This window comes from Mycobacterium sp. PO1, assembly GCF_017312405.1.
Lineage (GTDB): Bacteria > Actinomycetota > Actinomycetes > Mycobacteriales > Mycobacteriaceae > Mycobacterium.
Window position 1 is genome coordinate 22931 of the sequence record NZ_BLTG01000006.1, and the last position, 19890, is coordinate 42820.

16 protein-coding genes and 3 pseudogenes are annotated in these 19890 nt (G+C 66.3%); 13 read left to right on the forward strand and 6 right to left on the reverse strand.

The genetic code is table 11. The features are described 5' to 3' along the window. Nucleotides 1-9 precede the first annotated feature (9 nt). The 5 genes from J3476_RS01985 to J3476_RS02005 all read right to left on the reverse strand — a co-directional run bounded on the left by J3476_RS01985 (nucleotide 10) and on the right by J3476_RS02005 (nucleotide 2960). Entirely contained in the window at nucleotides 10-1254 is a 1245-nt protein-coding gene (locus tag J3476_RS01985; protein WP_207064944.1) for an amidohydrolase family protein, read from the reverse strand. Nucleotides 1255-1312: 58 nt separating this feature from the next. Further along, nucleotides 1313-1909: a S9 family peptidase gene (locus J3476_RS01990; protein WP_207064945.1), complete on the reverse strand. Its 597-nt coding sequence runs from the start codon at nucleotides 1907-1909 to the stop codon at nucleotides 1313-1315. Then, a complete protein-coding gene (locus J3476_RS01995; RefSeq protein ID WP_207064946.1) occupies nucleotides 1909-2454 on the reverse strand; it encodes a S9 family peptidase in 546 nt (181 codons plus the stop codon). The genes J3476_RS01990 and J3476_RS01995 overlap by 1 nt, the downstream gene beginning before the upstream one ends. Continuing rightward, on the reverse strand, nucleotides 2409-2588 hold the full coding sequence (locus tag J3476_RS02000) for a hypothetical protein (protein WP_207064947.1): 180 nt from the start codon (nucleotides 2586-2588) through the stop codon (nucleotides 2409-2411). Before J3476_RS02000 ends, J3476_RS01995 begins: the two co-directional genes overlap by 46 nt. A 72-nt stretch (nucleotides 2589-2660) precedes the next feature. Beyond that, nucleotides 2661-2960 (reverse strand): type II toxin-antitoxin system VapB family antitoxin, encoded by a 300-nt coding sequence (locus J3476_RS02005; RefSeq protein ID WP_152519777.1) that lies wholly within the window; start codon nucleotides 2958-2960, stop codon nucleotides 2661-2663. A gap of 157 nt (nucleotides 2961-3117) precedes the next feature. On the opposite strand from J3476_RS02005, the gene hrcA reads away from it, so the two are divergent. The 13 genes and pseudogenes from hrcA (at nucleotide 3118) to J3476_RS02060 (ending at nucleotide 16663) form a co-directional block, all read left to right on the forward strand. Continuing rightward, nucleotides 3118-4149, forward strand: a complete 1032-nt coding sequence (gene hrcA / locus J3476_RS02010) for a heat-inducible transcriptional repressor HrcA (RefSeq protein WP_207064948.1) — start codon at nucleotides 3118-3120, stop codon at nucleotides 4147-4149. 39 nt (nucleotides 4150-4188) lie between these two features. After that, the gene (gene dnaJ, locus J3476_RS02015) at nucleotides 4189-5340 is read left to right on the forward strand and encodes a molecular chaperone DnaJ (RefSeq protein WP_207064949.1); all 1152 of its coding nucleotides are present in this window, start codon (nucleotides 4189-4191) and stop codon (nucleotides 5338-5340) included. A 5-nt stretch (nucleotides 5341-5345) separates the two neighbouring features. Then, nucleotides 5346-6098 carry a 16S rRNA (uracil(1498)-N(3))-methyltransferase gene (locus tag J3476_RS02020; RefSeq protein ID WP_207064950.1) on the forward strand — a complete coding sequence of 251 codons (753 nt, stop codon included), beginning with the start codon at nucleotides 5346-5348 and terminating at the stop codon, nucleotides 6096-6098. 83 nt (nucleotides 6099-6181) lie between these two features. Next, entirely contained in the window at nucleotides 6182-6601 is a 420-nt protein-coding gene (locus J3476_RS02025) for an MmpS family transport accessory protein (RefSeq protein ID WP_207064951.1), read from the forward strand. Further along, nucleotides 6601-9462 carry an RND family transporter gene (locus tag J3476_RS02030; protein WP_207064952.1) on the forward strand — a complete coding sequence of 954 codons (2862 nt, stop codon included), beginning with the start codon at nucleotides 6601-6603 and terminating at the stop codon, nucleotides 9460-9462. Before J3476_RS02025 ends, J3476_RS02030 begins: the two co-directional genes overlap by 1 nt. 81 nt (nucleotides 9463-9543) lie before the next feature. After that, nucleotides 9544-10239: pseudogene (locus tag J3476_RS27775) on the forward strand (PhoH family protein); the annotation flags it as partial. A 261-nt stretch (nucleotides 10240-10500) separates the two neighbouring features. Then, nucleotides 10501-11043 (forward strand): annotated as a pseudogene (locus J3476_RS27780) (LAGLIDADG family homing endonuclease); the annotation flags it as partial. 267 nt (nucleotides 11044-11310) lie between these two features. Further along, nucleotides 11311-11652, forward strand: a pseudogene (locus tag J3476_RS27785) (PhoH family protein); the annotation flags it as partial. Nucleotides 11653-11660: 8 nt separating this feature from the next. After that, entirely contained in the window at nucleotides 11661-12215 is a 555-nt protein-coding gene (gene ybeY / locus J3476_RS02040) for an rRNA maturation RNase YbeY (RefSeq protein ID WP_152517764.1), read from the forward strand. Next, complete coding sequence (locus J3476_RS02045; protein ID WP_207064954.1) at nucleotides 12212-13513, forward strand: hemolysin family protein; 1302 nt, start codon at nucleotides 12212-12214, stop codon at nucleotides 13511-13513. The genes ybeY and J3476_RS02045 overlap by 4 nt, the downstream gene beginning before the upstream one ends. Continuing rightward, complete coding sequence (locus J3476_RS02050) at nucleotides 13510-13827, forward strand: cytidine deaminase (protein ID WP_152517762.1); 318 nt, start codon at nucleotides 13510-13512, stop codon at nucleotides 13825-13827. The genes J3476_RS02045 and J3476_RS02050 overlap by 4 nt, the downstream gene beginning before the upstream one ends. A 73-nt stretch (nucleotides 13828-13900) precedes the next feature. Beyond that, complete coding sequence (era, locus tag J3476_RS02055; protein WP_207064955.1) at nucleotides 13901-14809, forward strand: GTPase Era; 909 nt, start codon at nucleotides 13901-13903, stop codon at nucleotides 14807-14809. A gap of 156 nt (nucleotides 14810-14965) precedes the next feature. Further along, nucleotides 14966-16663, forward strand: coding sequence for a PE-PPE domain-containing protein (locus J3476_RS02060; RefSeq protein WP_207064956.1), 1698 nt, complete (start codon nucleotides 14966-14968; stop codon nucleotides 16661-16663). A gap of 13 nt (nucleotides 16664-16676) precedes the next feature. Here J3476_RS02060 and J3476_RS02065 read toward each other — a convergent pair whose 3' ends face one another. Then, nucleotides 16677-19889: an adenylate/guanylate cyclase domain-containing protein gene (locus J3476_RS02065; RefSeq protein ID WP_207064957.1), complete on the reverse strand. Its 3213-nt coding sequence runs from the start codon at nucleotides 19887-19889 to the stop codon at nucleotides 16677-16679. Nucleotide 19890: the final 1 nt, after the last annotated feature.

A 19890-nucleotide genomic window follows, 5' to 3' on the forward strand; every position in this document is an offset into this window, starting at 1 on the left:
GCAGACGCGCTATACCGTTATCCCCAACAATTTCTCGGCATTGCGAAACGCGATTTTCTCTTTCGTCTCGCGTGGCAGATCCACCGCCCTGAACCAGTCGGTTCCTTCCTTCATGTTGGCAAATGGGTAATCGATGGCAAACATCACTCGATCCGCGCTGATGTATTTCAGCAATAGCTGCAGCAGTTCGTCTTGGAAGAATGCGCTGGTCGTGTACCAGAAATTGTCACTGAAGTATTGCCCGACAGGCCTATTCAACGAACCCGCGGTCGATTCGCCGAGATCTTCCACGATTCGCTCGTAATAAAACGGGAGTCCCTCTCCCATGTGGCCGATGATCATCTGGAGTCTGGGGAATCGGTCGAACACCCCGGTCATGATCAATCGAAGGCATTGAGTGAGCACTTCTTGGTGCCAGCCATACCCTGAACCACTGAAAATGTAGTCCTGGCACTCATCGTTATAACCTGCGCGCTCAATTCGATAGTAGATATCGAAGACTTCGGTGGGTGGGTAACCCGGGTGCAGATATATCGGAACATCAAGCGCCTGGGCACGCGCCAGAACGGGCTCGAAGTCCCGGTGGTCGAGGAACTTCCTGCCCACGAAGCCATTGGTCATGGCGCCGACGAAGCCGTCTTCGCGGACAGCGCGTTCCAATTCGTCCGCAGATGCCTCGGGGTCCTGCAGGGGCAACGTGGCGTAGGCCGCATAGCGCCCCGGATAGGCGGTCATCGGGCCATCGGCGATCATCTTGTTGAGGCGATACGCAAAGTCGTTGCCCTGCTGTCCGGCGAGATCCTGCACGCCCGGGGTGTGCGCGGAGAGAATCTGGACATCGACACCCGCCTCATCCATCGCGCCGATGCGGCCGGCTCCGAGGTCGGCAAGGCCGGTGTCCTCGAGGTACTCCGCGTGATCAGCGTTGATCGCGTTCAAGACAATCAGCTCGCGGGTGGTGTAGGTCTCTTCCGTGGCGATGAACGGCAGATCCCGGTCTCGCAGCGAGATGTCCGGCATGTCTGTCGCGGGTTCACCGGATCTGGGGGTGCACGCGGACAACCCGGCGCCGACACCAAGTGCGGCAGCAGCACCCAGAAAATTGCGGCGTCTCATCGCAATTGTCCCCGAGTGGTTTTCGCTCATCGACAGTGCGAGGTTCATGAGGAGAGCATGCTCATCGAAAACGGCAGTGTCGCGGGGGATAACCTCCCGTTTGCCGGTGGATAACCTCCGTTTGTCGACGCGGTCCATGCGACACCCGCCAGGCCGCGCGACGCACGGGTGTGAAGGACGCCGGGACAGCTGCGGGTTAGCGCGTCGTGCCGTCGACCCATCGCACGATGTCGGTGACCACGGCTTCGTCGACGTGCTGCGCCGGTTCGTAGCTTGCGGGGGTCGAGGGTCCGGATCCGGGGAAGAACAGATGGTCGTCTGCGGGGTAGACCCGGATCGTGACGTTGTCACGGTCAGCCAAGCCGTTCTGCCAGCCGGCCAGATCGTCGGTGACGGTGACCTGGTAGTCACGACCGCCCTGCATGATGAGCATGGGCAGGTCGAGCTGCGCGGCTACCGCCACCGGGTCGTAGCCTCGGAGGTCGAGCCAGTACTGCGCTGGAACACCCAGCGGCAGAAGGTGATCCGGAGTGGACGGCGAGAGGTCGGGGTCGTCGATCAGCGCCACCTGTCGGGTGATGGTCTGAACGCTCGGATCGGCCTCGGGGTCGGCTGACGGCGTGTGCACGGTGGCGAGGTAGCGAACCTGGCGAAGCACGGAACGGTGCATCGGCTCGGTGGCGCCCGCGAGCAACACCAACCCCGCCACCGACGGTTCGGCAGCCGCGATGCGCGGGGCCATCGTGCCGCCCTGGCTGTGCCCGAGGACGAAGATCCGGTCGCCGTCCACCATCAGTGTTCGCGCAGCAGGCGCACCGCCGCGACCCCGGGCCGCACGAATTCGTCGAAGGCGGTGAATGCTCGGACGTCGATGGTGTCGCGGTGGACGTAGGTCACTTTGTCGAAGCGCAGCACCGCGATTCCGCGACTCGCCAGGCCCCACGCGAGGTCCCGGAAGATCTTGTTGCGGCCCATCGTGACGTCCCGGTCGGACGGCCCGGAGCCGGCGATCAGGACGACGGCCGGCCCTGGTCGCGGCGGCTGCGGCAGGCTGAGCGTTCCCGGCGTCGCCCATGGCGGTTCGCCGACAGTGACCTCGTGTTCGGTGAGAGCGGCCGGGTCCACGTACGGCGGCGCCTCCCACGGCTGCATCGGCTCGGCCGCCCCCGGCGGGGCGAACTGCAGGCCGTGCAGTCGCCCGGATCCGTCGATGACCATGAGCACGGCATAGGCGCCGCGCTCACACGTCACCCCGATCTTCACGAGCGTGTGGTCCGCGCCCGCCGGTTCGGTCAGCGGTGTACCGCCGATCCGTGCGTCGCGCTCAGCTCTCGCCACGAGTCACGCAGCGCTTCAGCCGACACCAACTCGCGCAGCGAGGGCGCCACCATGTCGACGACATCACCGAATTCGTCGGCTTCCATCAACGCCAGCACGGCTTCTGCGGTGGCAACGACGTCGCGTCCGGTCACTCAGATCGCCCGCTCACAAGACCGTCCCGTCACGACGACCATTGTCCGGGCGCGGGGGATACACCGACGATGTCACCGGGGGTCCATGTCGAACACCCGGGCGTGCAGCACGGTGCGGTTCCGCAGCGCGGCGCGCACGGCGCGATGCAGGCCGTCCTCGAGGTAGATGTCCCCGCGCCAGCGCACGGCGTGGGGAAACAGGTCGCCGTAGAACGTGGAATCCTCCGACAACAACCGGTCCAGGGCCAGCACCGTGGTCGTCATCACCAACTCGTCGAGGCGGATCTGACGGGGCGGGATCTGCGCCCACTGCCGATGCGTGAGACCGTGGTCGGGGTAGGGTCGGCCGTCGCGGACTCCCTTGAAGATCATCGCCGTGCCTTCGCTCGCCCCGTGCCCCTGCGTGGTCAACCCCGGCCTGCACAGTAACCCGGCCGCGGCGGAGACGCGGGCCGCTCGGTCGGTGCCCAGGCCCACCGTCACCGTAAAATGAACGCGACCAGGACACATTCCGAGAGGTGGGTGAACAGTGGGCAGCGCCGATGACCGTCGTTTCGAAGTGCTCCGTGCGATCGTCGCCGACTTCGTCGCCACGAAGGAGCCCATCGGTTCCAAGTCGCTCGTGGAGCGACACAACCTCGGGGTGTCCAGCGCGACGGTCCGCAACGACATGGCCGTCCTGGAGGCCGAGGGGTACATCGCCCAGCCGCATACCAGTTCGGGCCGGGTCCCCACCGAGAAGGGGTATCGGGAGTTCGTCGACCGCCTCGATGACGTCAAGCCCATGTCCGGCGCCGAGCGTCGCGCGATCCTGAACTTCCTCGAATCGGGTGTCGACCTCGACGACGTCCTGCGCCGCGCGGTGCGGCTGCTCGCGCAGCTGACCCGCCAGGTGGCCATCGTGCAGTACCCGACGCTGTCCACGTCGTCGGTGCGGCGGCTCGAGGTGGTGCAGCTCAGCCCGGCTCGGCTGCTGCTCGTGGTGATCACCGACTCGGGCCGGGTCGATCAGCGCATCGTCGAACTCGGCGACACGATCGATGACACGCAGATGACCCAGCTGCGTGATCTGCTCGGCCAGGCGTTGGAGGGCAAGCCGCTGGCCGCTGCGTCGATCGCCGTGTCCGACCTGGCGTCTCACCTCAACGGCAGCGGTGGTCTGGCCGACGCGGTGGGCAGGTCGGCGACGGTACTGGTCGAGACCCTCGTCGAGCACAGCGAGGAACGTCTGATGCTCGGCGGCACCGCCAACCTGACGCGCAACACGGCCGACTTCGGCGGCTCGTTACGCTCGGTGCTCGAAGCGCTCGAGGAACAGGTGGTGGTGCTGCGGCTACTGGCCAAGCAGCAGGAGGCCGGGAAGGTCACCGTCCGCATCGGGCACGAAACCGAGGCCGAGCAGATGGCCGGCACCTCGGTGATCAGCACGGCCTACGGTAGTTCGGGCAAGGTGTTCGGCGGTATGGGTGTGTTGGGTCCCACACGGATGGACTATCCGGGAACCATCGCCAACGTCGCCGCTGTTGCTCTCTATATTGGCGAAGTCTTAGGTAACCGCTGACCGGCGTAGCGTCGAGTCAACGGGTGGGAAGGTACAAGCGTGGCACGCGACTATTACGGGCTGCTCGGAGTGAGCCAGGGTGCGAGCGACTCCGAGATCAAGCGCGCCTACCGCAAGCTGGCGCGTGAACTGCACCCCGACGTCAACCCCGACGAGGGTGCCCAGGCCCGCTTCCAGGAGATCAGCGCCGCCTACGAGGTGCTCAGCGATCCCGAGAAGCGGCGCATCGTCGACATGGGCGGTGATCCACTGGCCTCGGCCGCGGGTGGCGGCGCTAGTGGTTTCTCCGGCTTCGGCGGCCTGGGCGATGTGTTCGAGGCGTTCTTCGGCGGCGGCACCGCCGGGCGTGGTCCGGTGGGCCGCGTCCGGCCGGGCTCGGATTCGCTGCTGCGGATGCGGCTGACCCTCGACGAGTGCGCGACCGGGATCTCCAAGCAGGTGACGGTCGACACCGCGGTGCTGTGCGACCTGTGCCACGGCAAGGGCACCCACGGCAACTCGACCCCGGTCACCTGCGATACCTGCGGTGGACGCGGGGAGATCCAGACCGTGCAGCGCTCGCTGCTCGGGCAGGTCATGACGTCCCGGCCGTGCCCGGTGTGCGGCGGCGTCGGCGAGGTCATCCCCGATCCGTGCAACCGGTGCGCCGGCGACGGTCGCGTGCGTGCCCGCCGCGAGATCACCGTCAAGATCCCCGCCGGAGTCGGCGACGGCATGCGGGTGCGGTTGGCCTCGCAGGGCGAGGTCGGTCCGGGCGGCGGACCTGCCGGCGATCTGTACGTCGAGGTCCACGAGAGCCCGCATGACGTGTTCGTGCGCGACGGCGACGACCTGCACTGCACCATCTCGGTGCCGATGGTCGACGCCGCGCTGGGCACCAGTGTGACCGTCGACGCCATCCTGGACGGTCCGGTGGAGATCGCCGTCGCCGCGGGTACGCAGCCCGGCGCGGTCACCACGCTGCGCGGCCACGGCATGCCGCACCTGCGTTCCGGGGTGCGCGGCGACCTGCATGCGCACATCGACGTCGTGGTGCCCTCGCGTCTCGACCATGAGGACGTCGAACTGCTGCGCGCCCTGCAGGAACGCAGCCGCGACACCCCCGAGGTGCGCTCGGCCAAGGCGAACAACTCGTCGCACGGCGCCGGCGGTCTGTTCTCGCGGCTGCGTGAGACGTTCACCGGCCGCTAGCGGCAGTGCGCAGTCTGTTCTACGTCGACGCCGTACCCGGCGTCGGTGACGTTGTCGTCGTCGACGGCGACGAGGGCTTCCACGCCGCCAACGTGCGCCGCACTCGCCGGGGGGAGCAACTCGACCTCAGCGACGGCGCGGGCACCGTGGCGCACTGCGAGGTCACCGAGGTCGCCAAGGGTCGGCTGAGCGCGCAGGTGTTGGACCGCCGCGTCGTGGCGCCGCCGTCACCGACCGTCACCGTCGCGCAGGCGCTGCCCAAATCGGACCGTTCCGAACTCGCGATCGAGCTGGCCACCGAAGCCGGTGCCGACGCGTTCGTGGCCTGGCAGGCCGCGCGCTGCGTCGCGCGCTGGGACGGGGCCGCCCGCGTCGACAAAGGCCTGCGCAGGTGGCAGGTGGTGGCGCGGGCCGCATCGCGGCAGTCCCGCCGCCCGCACATCCCGACCGTCGACGGCGTCGTCACGACGGCCCAGCTGGCCGCCGGGGCCGGCCCCACCACGCTGGTGCTGCACGAGTCGGCCACCACCTCGCTGACCGAACTGCCGCTGGCCGAAGCGGCGTCGCTGACCCTGGTGGTCGGTCCGGAGGGCGGCGTCGCCGAGGAGGAACTCGCCGCGCTGACCGAGGCGGGTGCCCTCGCGGTGCGGTTGGGGCCGACCGTGTTGCGGACGTCGACGGCGGCGGCGGTGGCGCTGGGCGCGCTGGGGGTGCTGACCTCGCGGTGGGACGGGGGTAGCTCACCGCCCTCCGGCTAGATAGGTTAGCCTTCCCTTCTGAGCTGATCTGTATCTCGAGGGCCGGTGGGCCAGCAGAGAAGGGACCCCCGATTCTCACCCGTTTGACCCGAGCGTGGCTGCCGCTCGTCCTGGTGATCGTGCTCGTCGTCAGCGGCTTCGCCGTCTGGCGGCTACGGAACATGTTCGCGGCCAACCCGCTGCCGACCTACAGCGGAAGCATGACCGAGGACGGCAACTCCTCCGATCCGAAGATCGTGCGCTACGAGGTCTGGGGAGAGCCGGGCGCGGTCGCCGACATCAACTACGTCGACGCCGAAGGCGATCCCAACCAGATCGTCGGTGCCGCCCTGCCCTGGTCGATCGACGTCGAGACCGACTCGCCGGCGATGTCGGGAAACGTCGTGGCGCAGGGCGACGGTGACTTCATCGGATGCCGGATCACCGCCGACGGAGAGGTCAAGGACGAACGCACCATCACCAACGTCAGCGCCTACATCTACTGCTTCACGAAGGCGGCGTGATGAACGCTGCAGGCAACCGCAGCGAAGAGCTGCGCCGGCCGAGGTTCCTCGCGCGGTGGATCCGGCGGCTGGCCGTGCCCATCATCCTCGGTTGGACGCTGCTGCTCGTGGCGCTGAACGTGCTGGTGCCCCAGCTGGAGGTCGTCGCCGCGAAGAACTCGGTCTCGATGAGCCCGAGCAATGCGCCGTCGATGCAGGCCATGTCCGACATGGGCCGGCTGTTCGAGGAGTCCGAGTCGGATTCGGTCGCGTTGATCGTGCTGGAGAGCGAGAACGAGCAGCCCCTCGGTGACGACGCCCACGGCTACTACGACCAGCTGATCGACAAGCTGGAGGCGGCACCCGAGCATGTCCGCAACATTCAGGACACCTGGGGTGACCCGCTGACCGAGGCCGCGGCGCAGAGCTCCGACGGCCGCGCGGCGTACGCGACGCTGAACCTCGCCGGCAACATGGGCGAGGCCGAGTCCAACGAGGCCGTTGCGGCCGTGCGGGACATCGTCGCCAATTCACCGCCCCCGCCCGGCGTGCGGGTGCACGTCACCGGGCCCGCGCCGATGACCGCCGACGTCAACATCGCCGGCGAGAGCAGCATGGCGCTGGTGCTGCTGGTCACCTTCTGCGTGATCATCGTGCTGCTGCTGTTCTTCTACCGCTCCATCGCCACCGTCCTGCTCCTGCTCGTGGTGGTCCTCGTCCAGCTCGGTCTGGCACGAAGCGTCGTCGCGGCAATGGCGCACTACGAGCTCATCGGGCTGTCGACGTACGCGACGAATCTGCTGATCTCGCTGGCCGTGGCAGCGGGCACCGACTACGCGATCTTCCTGGTCGGGCGCTACCAGGAAGCCCGAACCGCCGGCGCCACCCACGAAGAGGCGTACTACGAGATGTTCCACGGCACGGCACCCGTCGTGCTGGGTTCGGGTCTGACCATCGCCGGCGCGATGTTCTGCCTGTCGTTCACGCGCATGCCCTACTTCCAGAGCATGGGTGTGCCGTGCGGGGTGGGCACGCTGGCCGGTATGGCCGTCGCGCTCACCCTCGGCCCGGCGATCGTGACCGTGGGCAGCCGGTTCAATCTGCTCGAACCCAAGCGCGCCATGCGGATCCGCGCCTGGCGTCGCGTCGGCACGATGGTGGTCCGCTGGCCCGGACCCATCCTCGTCGCGTCGCTGGCGCTGTCGTTCATCGGGTTGGCTGCGCTGCCCGGCTATCAGACCAGCTACGACGACACCCGCTACGTCCCGGACTCGATTCCGGCGAACGCCGGACTGCAGGCCGCCACCGAGCACTTCTCGCTGTCCCGGATGAGCCCGGAGGTCCTGCTCGTCGAGGCGGACCACGACCTGCGTAACCCCACAGATTTCCTGGTGTTGGACCGTCTCGCGAAACGCGTGTTCGGTGTCGAGGGGGTCGCGCGGGTTCAGGCGCCGACCCGCCCGGACGGCGCCCCAATCGAGAACACCTCGATCCCGTTCCTGATCAGCATGCAGGGCGTCGGCCAGCAGCAGAACATGAAGCTGATGCAGGACCGCATGGAGGACATGCGCAGCCAGGCCGACGAGCTGGCCCGGACGATCGGGACGATGCGCACCATGTACGGCCTGATGACGCAGTTGTCGAACGTCACCACGGTGATGATCGACGACTTCAACGACATGCAGCAGACGGTGCATCAGATCCGCGACATGATCGCCAACTTCGACGACCAGTTCCGCCCCATCCGGAATTACTTCTACTGGGAACCGCACTGCTACAACATCCCGATGTGCTGGACTTTCCGGTCGCTGTTCGACTCGATGGACGGCATCAGCACCATGACCGACTCGTTCGACAAGGCGCTGGTGAACATGGAGACCATGCGGTCACTGCTGCCGCAGATGCTGGCCACGTTCCCGCCGATGATCGAAACCATGGAGAGCATGCGGCACATGATGCTCACGACCTACGCCACCATGGGCGGATTCTACGACCAGATGGACGAGATGAGCCAGAACTCCACGGCGATGGCGAAGTCGTTCGACGCGGCCAACAACGACGACTCGTTCTATCTGCCACCGGAGGTGTTCGAGAACAAGGACTTCCAGCAGGCGATGGAGAGCTTCTTCTCACCCGACGGCAAAACCGTGCGGCTGTTGGTCTCCCACCGCGGCGACCCGACCTCACCCGAGGCGCTCGCGCGGGTCGAACCGATCAAGATCGCCGCGATCGAGGCGCTCAAGGGCACGCCGCTGGAGGACGCGAAGATCCAGCTCGGCGGCACCGCGGCGACGTTCAAGGACATGTCCGACGGGTCCCGCTACGACATGATGATCGCGATCCTCGCCGCGCTGACCCTGGTCCTCATGGTCATGCTGCTGCTGACCCGCAGCCTGGTCGCCTCGCTGGTCATCGTCGGCACCGTGATCCTGTCGCTGGGGGCGTCGTTCGGCGTCTCGGTGTTGATCTGGCAGCACATCATCGGCATCGAACTGCACTGGATGGTGCTGGTGATGTCCATCATCGCGCTCATCGCCGTCGGATCCGACTACAACCTGCTGCTGGTGTCGCGGTTCAAGGAGGAGATCGGCGCCGGGATCAAGACCGGCATCATCCGCTCGATCGGGGGCACCGGCAGCGTGGTCACGCTGGCGGGCGTGGTGTTCGCCCTCACGATGGCCTCCATGGTCGTCAGCGACCTGCGGGTGATCGCGCAGGTCGGCACCACGATCGGGCTCGGATTGCTGTTCGACACCTTCGTGGTGCGGGCGTTCATGATGCCGGCGATCGCGACGCTGCTGGGCCGCTGGTTCTGGTGGCCACAGGTGGTGCGCAACCGGCCGCTTCGCACGCCCGCGGGCTCGACGGCAGGGCGCCGGTAATACGCATTGGGTGGTGACGGGGCACGGCGCTAAACTGGGCTGACCCGACCCAGAACCCAGGAAGCAGGCAGAAAACTCCACGTGACGCCCCGCGAGACGAACGCCGCCTCGGAGTCAGTCCGGAGCAGCATGACAGTTCCGCCCGATCTGGTCATGGGCCTGCTGGGGTCCTCCGACGAAAACCTGCGTGCTCTCGAGCGGCTGCTGGCCGCCGACATCCATGTCCGCGGCAACGCCGTCTCGCTGGCCGGTGAGCCCGCCGACGTCGCGCTGGCCGAGCGGGTGATCTCCGAACTCGTCGAGGTCGTCGGCAGCGGGCAGCGGCTGACGCCCGACGCCGTCGCGCACAGCGTCGCGATGCTGACCGGCGCCGCCGAAGCCTCCCCGGCCGAAGTGCTGACCCTGGACATCTTGTCGCGCCGCGGCAAGACCATCCGGCCCAAGACGCTGAACCAGAAGCACTACGTCGATGCGATCGACGCCCACACCATCGTGTTCGGCATCGGCCCCGCCGGCACCGGCAAGACGTATCTCGCGATGGCCAAGGCTGTCAGCGCGTTGCAGACCAAACAGGTCAGCCGGATCATCCTGACCCGGCCCGCGGTCGAAGCCGGTGAACGTCTGGGCTTTCTGCCCGGCACACTGAGCGAGAAGATCGACCCGTACCTGCGGCCGCTCTACGACGCCCTGCACGACATGATGGATCCCGAGCTGATCCCGAAGCTGATGAGTGCCGGGGTGATCGAGGTGGCACCGCTTGGGTACATGCGTGGCCGAGCGCAGCCATTGTCCACTCGCGTGTTGACACCCAGGGGCTTCAGGGCGATCGGGGACCTGAAGGTAGGGGATGCAGTCATCGGCTCCGACGGCCGACCAACCGAGGTTTTGGGCATCTACCTGCAAGGATTCAAAGAAATTTATCGGGTGCATACCCAGGACGGCGCCTCGACACTTGCTTCGGGCGACCACCTTTGGGCAGTGCAGACCAGGGACGGAAAGCGTCGCGGTAAGCCGATGCGAGTGCTGGAGACGAAGGAGATGATCGGCAACCTCAGGGCGGCGCATTATCACCGCTACGAGCTGCCGCTGTTGAGTGCTCCAGTCGCCTTCGAGCCCGAACCAGTGCCGATCGATCCCTACGCATTGGGGTTGTTGTTGGGCGACGGGTGCCTATCGCTGAGCACCTCGCCCAGCTTTGCGACTACCGATCCTGAACTCGCGGAGGCGCTGCAGCGGCTCGTACCCGGCATCATCGTGCGGCGGAAGTCAGAAATCGACTACGTTCTGGTCGGTCGCGGTGGACGAGGCGGGCGATCCAAGAATCCGCTGACGGAAGGTCTACGTCGGCTGTCGTTGGCAGGGACGAAGTCGGATGACAAGTTCGTGCCGTTCGAGTATCTCGCCAATGCGCCAGAGGTGCGGCTTGCCGTTCTGCAAGGGCTGTTGGACAGCGACGGCGGGCCGGTGACGCAGGAAAACCGCACCTGCCGCATCCAGTTCGGAACGGCGTCCCTCCAGCTTGCCGAGGATGTGACATTCCTGGTTCGCTCGCTGGGGGGCGTGGTCTACCGCCGCACGCGAAAGGCACTGGGACGTAAGCCCGGGCTGGCCCGCGGGCGCGAGGTGCACCACATCGCGGATGCACACATGCTCGACATTCGCCTCCCCGAAGGCGTTGTTCCGTTCCGCCTGCCGCGCAAGCTTGCCAAGTACGATGCCACCGGTGGTGGCAGACCGATGCGCTTCATCGATCGGATCGAGCCGGTTGGCACAGAGGAAGCCGTCTGCATCCGCGTCGCGGCAGCAGATTCGCTGTATGTCACCGAAGATTTCTTGCTGACCCACAACACCCTGAACGATGCGTTCATCATCCTCGACGAAGCGCAGAACACCACCGCCGAGCAGATGAAGATGTTCCTGACCCGGCTCGGTTTCGGCTCGAAAATCGTTGTGACAGGCGATATCACGCAGGTCGACCTGCCCGGTGGGGCAGCGTCGGGATTGCGTGCGGCGATGCGCATCCTCGACGGCATCGACGATATCCACTTCGCCGAGCTCACCAGCGCCGACGTGGTCCGGCACCGACTGGTCTCGGAGATCGTCGACGCCTACGCGCGCTCCGAGGAACCGACCCTGATGAACCGGGCCCAACGCCGGGCGTCGGGCCCGACCGGTCGGCCGAGGCGGTAGCGCGCACGATGAGCATTGAGGTGTCCAACGAATCGGGCATCGACGTTTCCGAAGAGGAACTGATCAGCGTCGCCCGATTCGTGATCCGCAAGATGGACGTCAACCCTGCCGCGGAGCTGTCGATGGTGCTGCTCGACAGCGCGGCGATGGCCGACCTGCACATGCGCTGGATGGACCTGCCCGGCCCGACCGACGTGATGAGCTTTCCGATGGACGAACTCGAGCCCGGTGGACGTCCCGACGCGCCGGAACCCGGGCCGGCCATGCTCGGCGACATCGTGCTTTGCCCGGAGTTCGCCGGCAAGCAGGCCGCCGACCAGGGACATTCGCTGGGCCAGGAACTGGCCCTGCTCACCGTGCACGGAGTGCTGCATCTGCTCGGGTACGACCACGCCGAACCGGACGAGGAAAAAGAGATGTTCGCGCTGCAGCGTGAGCTGCTCGAGGAATGGGTGGCCGAACAGGTGCAGGCCTATCACCTGGACCGCCAGACCGAGAAGGACCGCAGGCTGCTCGACAAGTCCCGCTATTTCGATGACATCGTCGAACGCGACCAGCTGTGAGCGGCCTGGGACAACTCATCGGCGCCATCGTGCTGGTCGCCTTCGGCGGACTGTTCGCCGCCACCGACGCGGCGCTGAGCACGGTGTCGATGGCGCGCGTCGAAGAGCTGGTGCGCGACGAGCGACCGGGCGCGGTGCGGCTGATGCGGGTGATGGGCGAACGACCCCGGTTCATCAACCTCATCGTGCTGTTGCGCATCGCCTGCGAAGTCAGTGCCACGGTGCTGCTCGCCGCCTACCTCGACGGCCACCTCGGGGTGACCTGGGGCCTGGTCGCCGCCGCGGCGATCATGGTGGTGGTCAGCTTCGTCGTCATCGGCGTCGGCCCCCGCACCGTCGGCAGGCAGAACGCCTACACCATCGCGTTGGTGACGGCGCTTCCCCTGCAGGCTTTCTCGGTGCTGCTGCTGCCGCTGAGTCGCCTGCTGGTGTTGATCGGCAACGCCGTCACTCCCGGACGCGGTTTCCGCAACGGCCCGTTCGCCTCGGAGATCGAACTGCGTGAGGTCGTCGACCTGGCCCAGCAGCGCGGCGTGGTCGCCGACGACGAACGCCGGATGATCCAGTCGGTCTTCGAACTCGGCGACACCCCGGCGCGTGAGGTCATGGTGCCCCGCACCGAGATGGTGTGGATCGAAAGTGACAAGACCGCCGGTCAAGCCACCTCCCTGGCGGTCCGCAGCGGGCACTCCCGCATCCCGGTGATCGGGGATAACGTCGACGACATCGTCGGCGTCGTCTATCTCAAGGACCTTGTGCAGCGGACGTACTACTCGACCCGCGGTGGCCGCGACACCTCGGTGGCCGAGGTCATGCGCGCACCGGTCTTCGTGCCCGACTCCAAGCCACTCGACGAACTGCTGCGCGAGATGCAGCGCGACCGAAACCACATGGCGCTGCTGGTCGACGAATACGGCGCGATCGCCGGGCTCGTGACCATCGAAGACGTGCTCGAGGAGATCGTCGGGGAGATCGCCGACGAGTACGACACCGACGAGGTCGCTCCCATCGAGGAGCTCGGCGACAACCAGTACCGGGTGTCGTCGCGGCTGTCCATCGAGGACCTCGGTGAGCTCTACGACGTCGACTTCGACGACGACCTCGACGTCGACACCGTCGGCGGCCTGCTGGCGCTCGAGCTGGGCCGGGTGCCCCTGCCCGGTGCGGAGGTGAACTGGGACGGGTTGCTCCTGCGCGCCGAAGGCGGCCCGGACCCGCGCGGCCGGGTCCGCATCGGCACGGTGCTGGTCAGCAGGGTCGAGCCCGAACCCGAGGACGACGAACAGGACAGCGAATGAGTGAGCTCGACGCCGAGGACGCCAAGCTGGTGGTGCTCGCCCGTGGCGCGATGGCCCGGGCGGAGGCGACCAGCGGGGCCGCGGTGCGCGACCTCGACGGCCGCACGTATGCGGGAGCGCCTGTCGGGCTGGCGGCGCTGCCGCTGACCGCACTGCAGGCCGCGCTCGCCGCGGCGGTGTCCAGCGGCGCGACCGGCCTGGAGGCCGCCGTGCTCGTCGGAGGTGGGGCCGACGATCCCGGTGTGGCCGCGGTGCGGGAGATGGCCCCTGCGGCTGCGGTGATCGTCACCGACCGGGCGGGCCAGCCGCTGTGACGATCACGAGTGTGCATCCGGTGCGAGAAATCGGCGCCGGCAGCATCGACGTTTCACACTCGGCGGGCCGGCGATGAGCGAATTCCGTTCCGGCTTCGTCTGTTTCGTCGGCAGGCCGAACACCGGCAAGTCCACCCTGACCAATGCCCTGGTCGGCAGCAAGGTCGCGATCACCTCCAACCGCCCGCAGACCACCCGCCACACCATCCGCGGCATCGTGCACCGCGACGATTTCCAGATCGTGCTGGTCGACACACCGGGTCTGCACCGGCCCCGGACACTGCTCGGTCAGCGGCTCAACGACCTGGTCAAGGACACCTATTCCGAGGTGGACGTGATCGGACTGTGCATCCCCGCCGACGAGAAGATCGGCCCCGGAGACCGATGGATCTACGAACAGATCCGGGCGGTGGCGCCGAGAACGACGGTGATCGCGATCGTCACCAAGATCGACAAGGTGTCCAAGGACAGGGTCGCCGAACAGTTGATGGCTGTGGCCGACCTGGTCGGGCCCGACAGCGAGATCGTGCCGGTGTCGGCGACCTCGGGTGCTCAGCTCGACGTGCTCGTCGACGTCCTGGTGGCGCAGCTTCCGCCCGGCCCGGCGTTCTACCCCGACGGTGAGCTGACCGACGAGCCCGAAGAAGTACTGATGGCCGAGCTGATCCGCGAGGCCGCACTCGAGGGTGTGCGCGACGAGCTACCACATTCGCTGGCCGTGGTCATCGACGAGGTCGAGCAGCGGCCCGGACGCCCGGAGGACGACCCGTTGATCGACGTGTACGCCATCCTCTACGTCGAGCGGGAGTCGCAGAAGGGCATCGTGATCGGCAAAGGCGGGGCGAGGTTACGCGAGGTCGGCACCGCCGCGCGCACCCAGATCGAGAAACTGTTGGGCACCAAGGTGTTCCTCGACCTGCGGGTCAAGATCGCCAAGAACTGGCAGCGCGACCCGAAACAGTTGGGCCGCCTCGGGTTCTAACCGGTACGCAGTAGCGCCGCGCGGAGGGTGCCGGCAATTGCAGTAGTCGCCTACTGAGTACCGCGGCGGCGGTCGGGGGAAGCATTCGACGTGCGGATCTGCCACGCCGGCTGCGGTGGGCATCGTTCCGTCGGACACGTCGAAGGAGGGCGCATCATGGCTACCGCAGAACACGTCAGTCGGCGAAAAGGTCGCAAGGCCCGGCGGGCGGGCGCGTCGGTCGGCGCTGCCCTTCTCGCGGCGGCCACCGTTGTGCCGACAGCAGTTCAACCAGTGTCGCCCGAGGTCAAGTTGGCCGCTGACTCCACCGCGCTGCTGGTGTGCGGAGTCACCTGCCCGAAACTGCACGACGCCGGTGTCGCGGCCGTCATGGACAGTTTTGTCACCCCGACCCACCCGGGCCGCACTTTCACGCCCATCGCTGTCGCTGCGCGGGGAGAAGCCTGGCCACTCACCGGAATCTTTCGCGTACTCGGTCTCCTGCTGGGGGATCCGAGCCTCTTCGGGCCTGGGGGGCCGGCGTGGCCCGACGAACCGTTGTGGAAGCTGTCGGGGCTCTTCGACCTCACCGGTGACCAGTCGATCGAGGCCGGCGCGGACGCGATCGAAGCGGCAATGGCGCCGCATGTCGACGGCAGCGTGGTGGTTTACGGCCTTTCTCAGGGCGCGGCTTCGGCCAACGTCGTCAAAGGGCGCTTGAGTAAGAAGTATCCGGAGGGCACCGCCGCCCCTGACATCGACTTCATTGTGCACGGAGACGTCAACACCCCCAACGGGGGCCTCCATGCGCGCTTCCCAGGCCTCTACATCCCGATCATCGATTGGACATTCAACGGTCCCGCTCCGACGGACACGCCGTTCGACACCGTCGTGATCGCTTCGCAGTACGACGGTTTCGCAGACTTTCCTCTATATCCCGTAAATCTGCTCGCCACCCTGAACGCGATCATGGGCATCCTCTACGTGCACACGTGGCCGTTCGAAGTCGCTCTTCCCGAAGACCCCACCTCGTCGCCGGCATTCCAAGGCACCTTTGGCGATTCGAGCTATTACTTCTTCGAGACGCAGAACTTGCCGCTGTTCTCCCCGCTGCGGATGCTGGGCGTGCCGGAGGCCTTGATCGATGTCGTCGAGCCGTTCGTCAGAGTGCTCGTAGAGCTCGGATATGACCGCAGTATCCCGCTGTGGGAGCCCACGCCGGCTCGGCTGTTCCCGAGAGTCGATCTGGCGACGCTCCTGGCCGACCTGGGCGAAGCAATCGCTGAGGGCATCGACAATGCTCTGGCGTTGGTGGGGTTGCCGCCCCTGCCGAAGTCGTCGGCGCCGGTGGGCGATGCAGACCCGCCTGTCGCAATCACCACGGCAGTCGTCGATAGCACTGGGCTGCCCCTTGCCGCCACGGATTCGGTATCTTCAGGAGTGGAACAGGATGCAACGCAGACTGCCGAGTCGTCGTTCCCGGCGCTGTCTTCGGAGGGCTTGCCAGAAGGTGAGGAGCCGGGCACGGAGCCCACGGAGGGCGCCGTCGAGACCCAACTCGTCGAGCAGGTCGCCTCGGATGTGACGGAGGCACCGGCCATCGACAGCACCGACACGGATCCGACGGCGTATGAGGGGTCGTCGTCGGCAGCGTGGCCTGCCGAGGGGGAGTCGGCTGAAAGTGGTACTGCCGCGGACAACTCATTCAGCGATGATGCGCCATTGTCGGAGGGGGATGCGCCAAGTAGCGGCGCGGCCCTGTCCGAGGCCGGGTCGTCCGCTGCCGGTTCGTCCGAGGAAGGTTCATCCGACGACGAGTCGTCGCGCGGCGGGACCAACTCCGATGTTGGCGACGTCTCCGGTGACCCGGACTAGTCCGGGACTTGGGCTAACGAAGATCGCTGAGGATAGAACGAGCCGAATCGATATGTCCCTCGAAGCCAAGCGATTCCGCCCTATCGAGGTAACATGGCGCAAGTTCGGCGACGGTCGACGTGTCGCCCTGGGCGCGAGCTGACAGTACCCGAATTCGCAGGAGCGCAATCTCCACCATGACCGAGTCATGTTCTTTCGCGAGATGACTCAATCGGTCGACGGCCGCCCGAGCCTCGAGTAGATCGCCCTCGGCGCGACGATCCAGAAGTGTCTCAGCCAGAACAACGTCCGCCCACACACCATAGAACGGGTAGCCTCGGTGCAACTCAACGGTGGCCTGACGCATGGCTCCGACAGCGGCATCACGATCACCGTGACGGGCGGTTTCGCGAGCGAGCCACATATCGGTGATCGGGATCAGGAAGAAGATGCCTCTACGCGACCACAACTCGCGTACCTCCGCCATCAACTCCAACCCTCGCAGTCGGTCGGCGTCGTCGTCCTGACTCAGCAGAGCAACAGCGAGCGTGTAGCCCGCTAGTCCCAGCGCACGGTCGTTGCTGGCGCACCGAGCGATCCCTACCGCTTCTTCAGCTGCGGCGCGAATGCCATGATCGGCTCGCAACACCCCATATTGCATCGCGAAACCGTAGGTCCACGCGATTGTTCCCGAAAGCGTCTCGGTGTTGCTGTGTCGGGCCATCTCCACGGCGCCATGCAGGTCGTCGCGCCATCCCGGCAACCGCAGGCACCACTTCGCCGTGCCGCGCCACCCCAATGCGACCGCGAGGGGGGATCCAATGCCATAACTGGCGCCTTTGGTCGGGTCCCCATCCGCCAAGTCGACGACGGCCTGAGACCAATGCACGATCTCGTCGAAACGCAGGACTCCGAGCCAGTTGCAGAATGCTACTGACGCCAACGCCATCAGGGGTGTCGGATCGTCGATCGATGCAAGCAGAGCCATCTGCTCAGAGGACAACTGCGACGCCTCACGTACTCGTCCCGCGAACATCAGCGCGGTCGCCGGGCCGCTCATACCGATGGCCAGCGACACCTTGTCCCCGGTAGTGCGGCACAGCCGCCGCAGCTCGGCAAATCGGTCCTCGCTCTCGTGAGCTTCGCGCGCTTGCAGGTCGGTGGCACACAGCATTGTCCGCGGTCCGATCCGCATCGAGAGAACATCGGATTCGTCATCGCTCAACTGATCGGCAAGCCGGCGTGCGCGCTCCCAACTGGCCCTTGCCGCAGCCAGGTCACGGTTGGTGAGCCAGGCGCCCGCGCGCATGTGCCAGTGATACGCGGCCGCGAAGTCGCCCGCATGCTCGACGTGCTCAGCGATCAATGCAGCGTGTTCGTCCGTCGCCCTGTCCGTACTCTGCTCGACTGCCACGGCTGCGAGTCGGTGCCACCCGGCGCGGTCAGACTTCAGCTGTGATTCGTAGGCAACGGCGCGGATGAGCGGATGCCGGAACACGTATTCTGCATCGTCCCCCGGCCCGACTCGGTCGATCAGTTCGGCATCGATCAGCTCGTCGAGCACAGGCTCGACATCCATTGCCGCGAGCAAGTCCGCACGAAAGCGGACTCCGAGGACGGCGGCGGCACGCAGTGTCCGCTTCGCCGCCGGCAGCTGCCCGTCGATTCGTGCCTCGACAGCTGCCAGCACCGTGGCGGGAACGCTGATCTCGGTGACATTCTTGTCGCAGACATGGCGACCGCGGTTTCCGGACAGTACTCCGCGCTGCACGAGTTCTCGCACCATCTCCTCGGCGAAGAATGGATTACCCGCCGCGCGTTCAGTGATCAGTCCCGTGAGGGCTCCGACGGACGGATCCGAACCGACCAGCTCGCGGACCATGGCTGCGATATCCGCATCATCCAGGGGAGCCAGAGTCAGCGTTTGGGCCCCGTTCACTCCCCTCAGCAGGCCGCGGTATTCCGGACGGTGGGTGATGAGCACCATCGATGCGGTGCTCGGAATGACGTCGAGAAACAGCGCCAGCATCGACTCGCTGACCGTGTCGATCCAGTGCACATCCTCGATGATGTAGAGGGCCGGCTTCTCTCGCCGCAGCGATGCGTTGTTGATCAGACCGGTGATCCTGCGGCGACGGACTTCCGGGTCTATCTGCGGTACCGGAACTTCTGACTCAGCGATGCCGAGGAGGTCTTCGAGCAGGAGTAAATCGTTCGAGTCGGCATCGGGCATCACCGCACGTAACTGCAGACGCGCGGCCTCGGCTCCGAGGTCGGTCAGGCGCAGGGCAGACCGAAGCAGTCGCGTCACGGCGTGAAACGCAACGTCGCTGGTGTGCGATTCACAAAACGACCAACAGACTTCGATGCCGAGACTCTCGGCACGCGTTGCGAGTTCACGTGCTGTCCGGCTCTTGCCGATGCCGGGCGGGCCCGTCAACTGCACCACAGCGCCGCTTCGGCCGATCGCGCGGTTCAGCATTGCGCCGAGTACGGAAAGCTCGCGGGACCTACCGACCAGAGCTGCTTCCGTGCGACTCCACGCGCCCTGGCGTGGCGTCACTGCCAGCAGCTGCCATGCGCGCAAGGGTTTCGCGGCGCCTTTGATGTGCTTCCATTCCGGCTCGCCCAGCGTGACCGCTGGGCCGACCAGTCGCACGGTCGATTCCGAGAGCATCACTCCACCGGGCGGCGCCACCGACTCCATCCGTTGCGCCATACCCACATGCTCACCTGTAGCCCGGTAACCCAGCGATCCGGAGCCGATCTGCCCGGCGATCACCGGGCCGGAGTTCAGTCCGACGCGGACCTGTAGCCCCACACCGTCTCGGAGTTGGACTTTGTCCGCAATGTGTCCGATCTCCTTCTGGACCGCCAGAGCCGCCACACAGGCCCGCAGCGCGTGATCCTCCAACGCGATGGGCGCGCCGAAGATCGCCATCACGCCGTCTCCGTGGTGCTCCACGGTGCCGCCGTAGCGGCGTAGCACGTCAGCAGACCGCTCCACGACGTCGGTCATGACCTCACGGAGTCGCTCCATGTCGAGTGCTGCCGCGAGGTCCATGGACCGCACGACGTCCACGAACAACAAAGTCACCTGCTTGTACTCCGCGGATGCGTCGATCCCCGTCAGACGTGCGCCGCACTCGCCGCAGAACTTGTTCGTTGGTGCAGCATCTGCGCCGCAGGACACGCAGGTGATCTTGTCCGGGGTCGATCCGCCACCAGGACGTCCGCCGGTGATCATC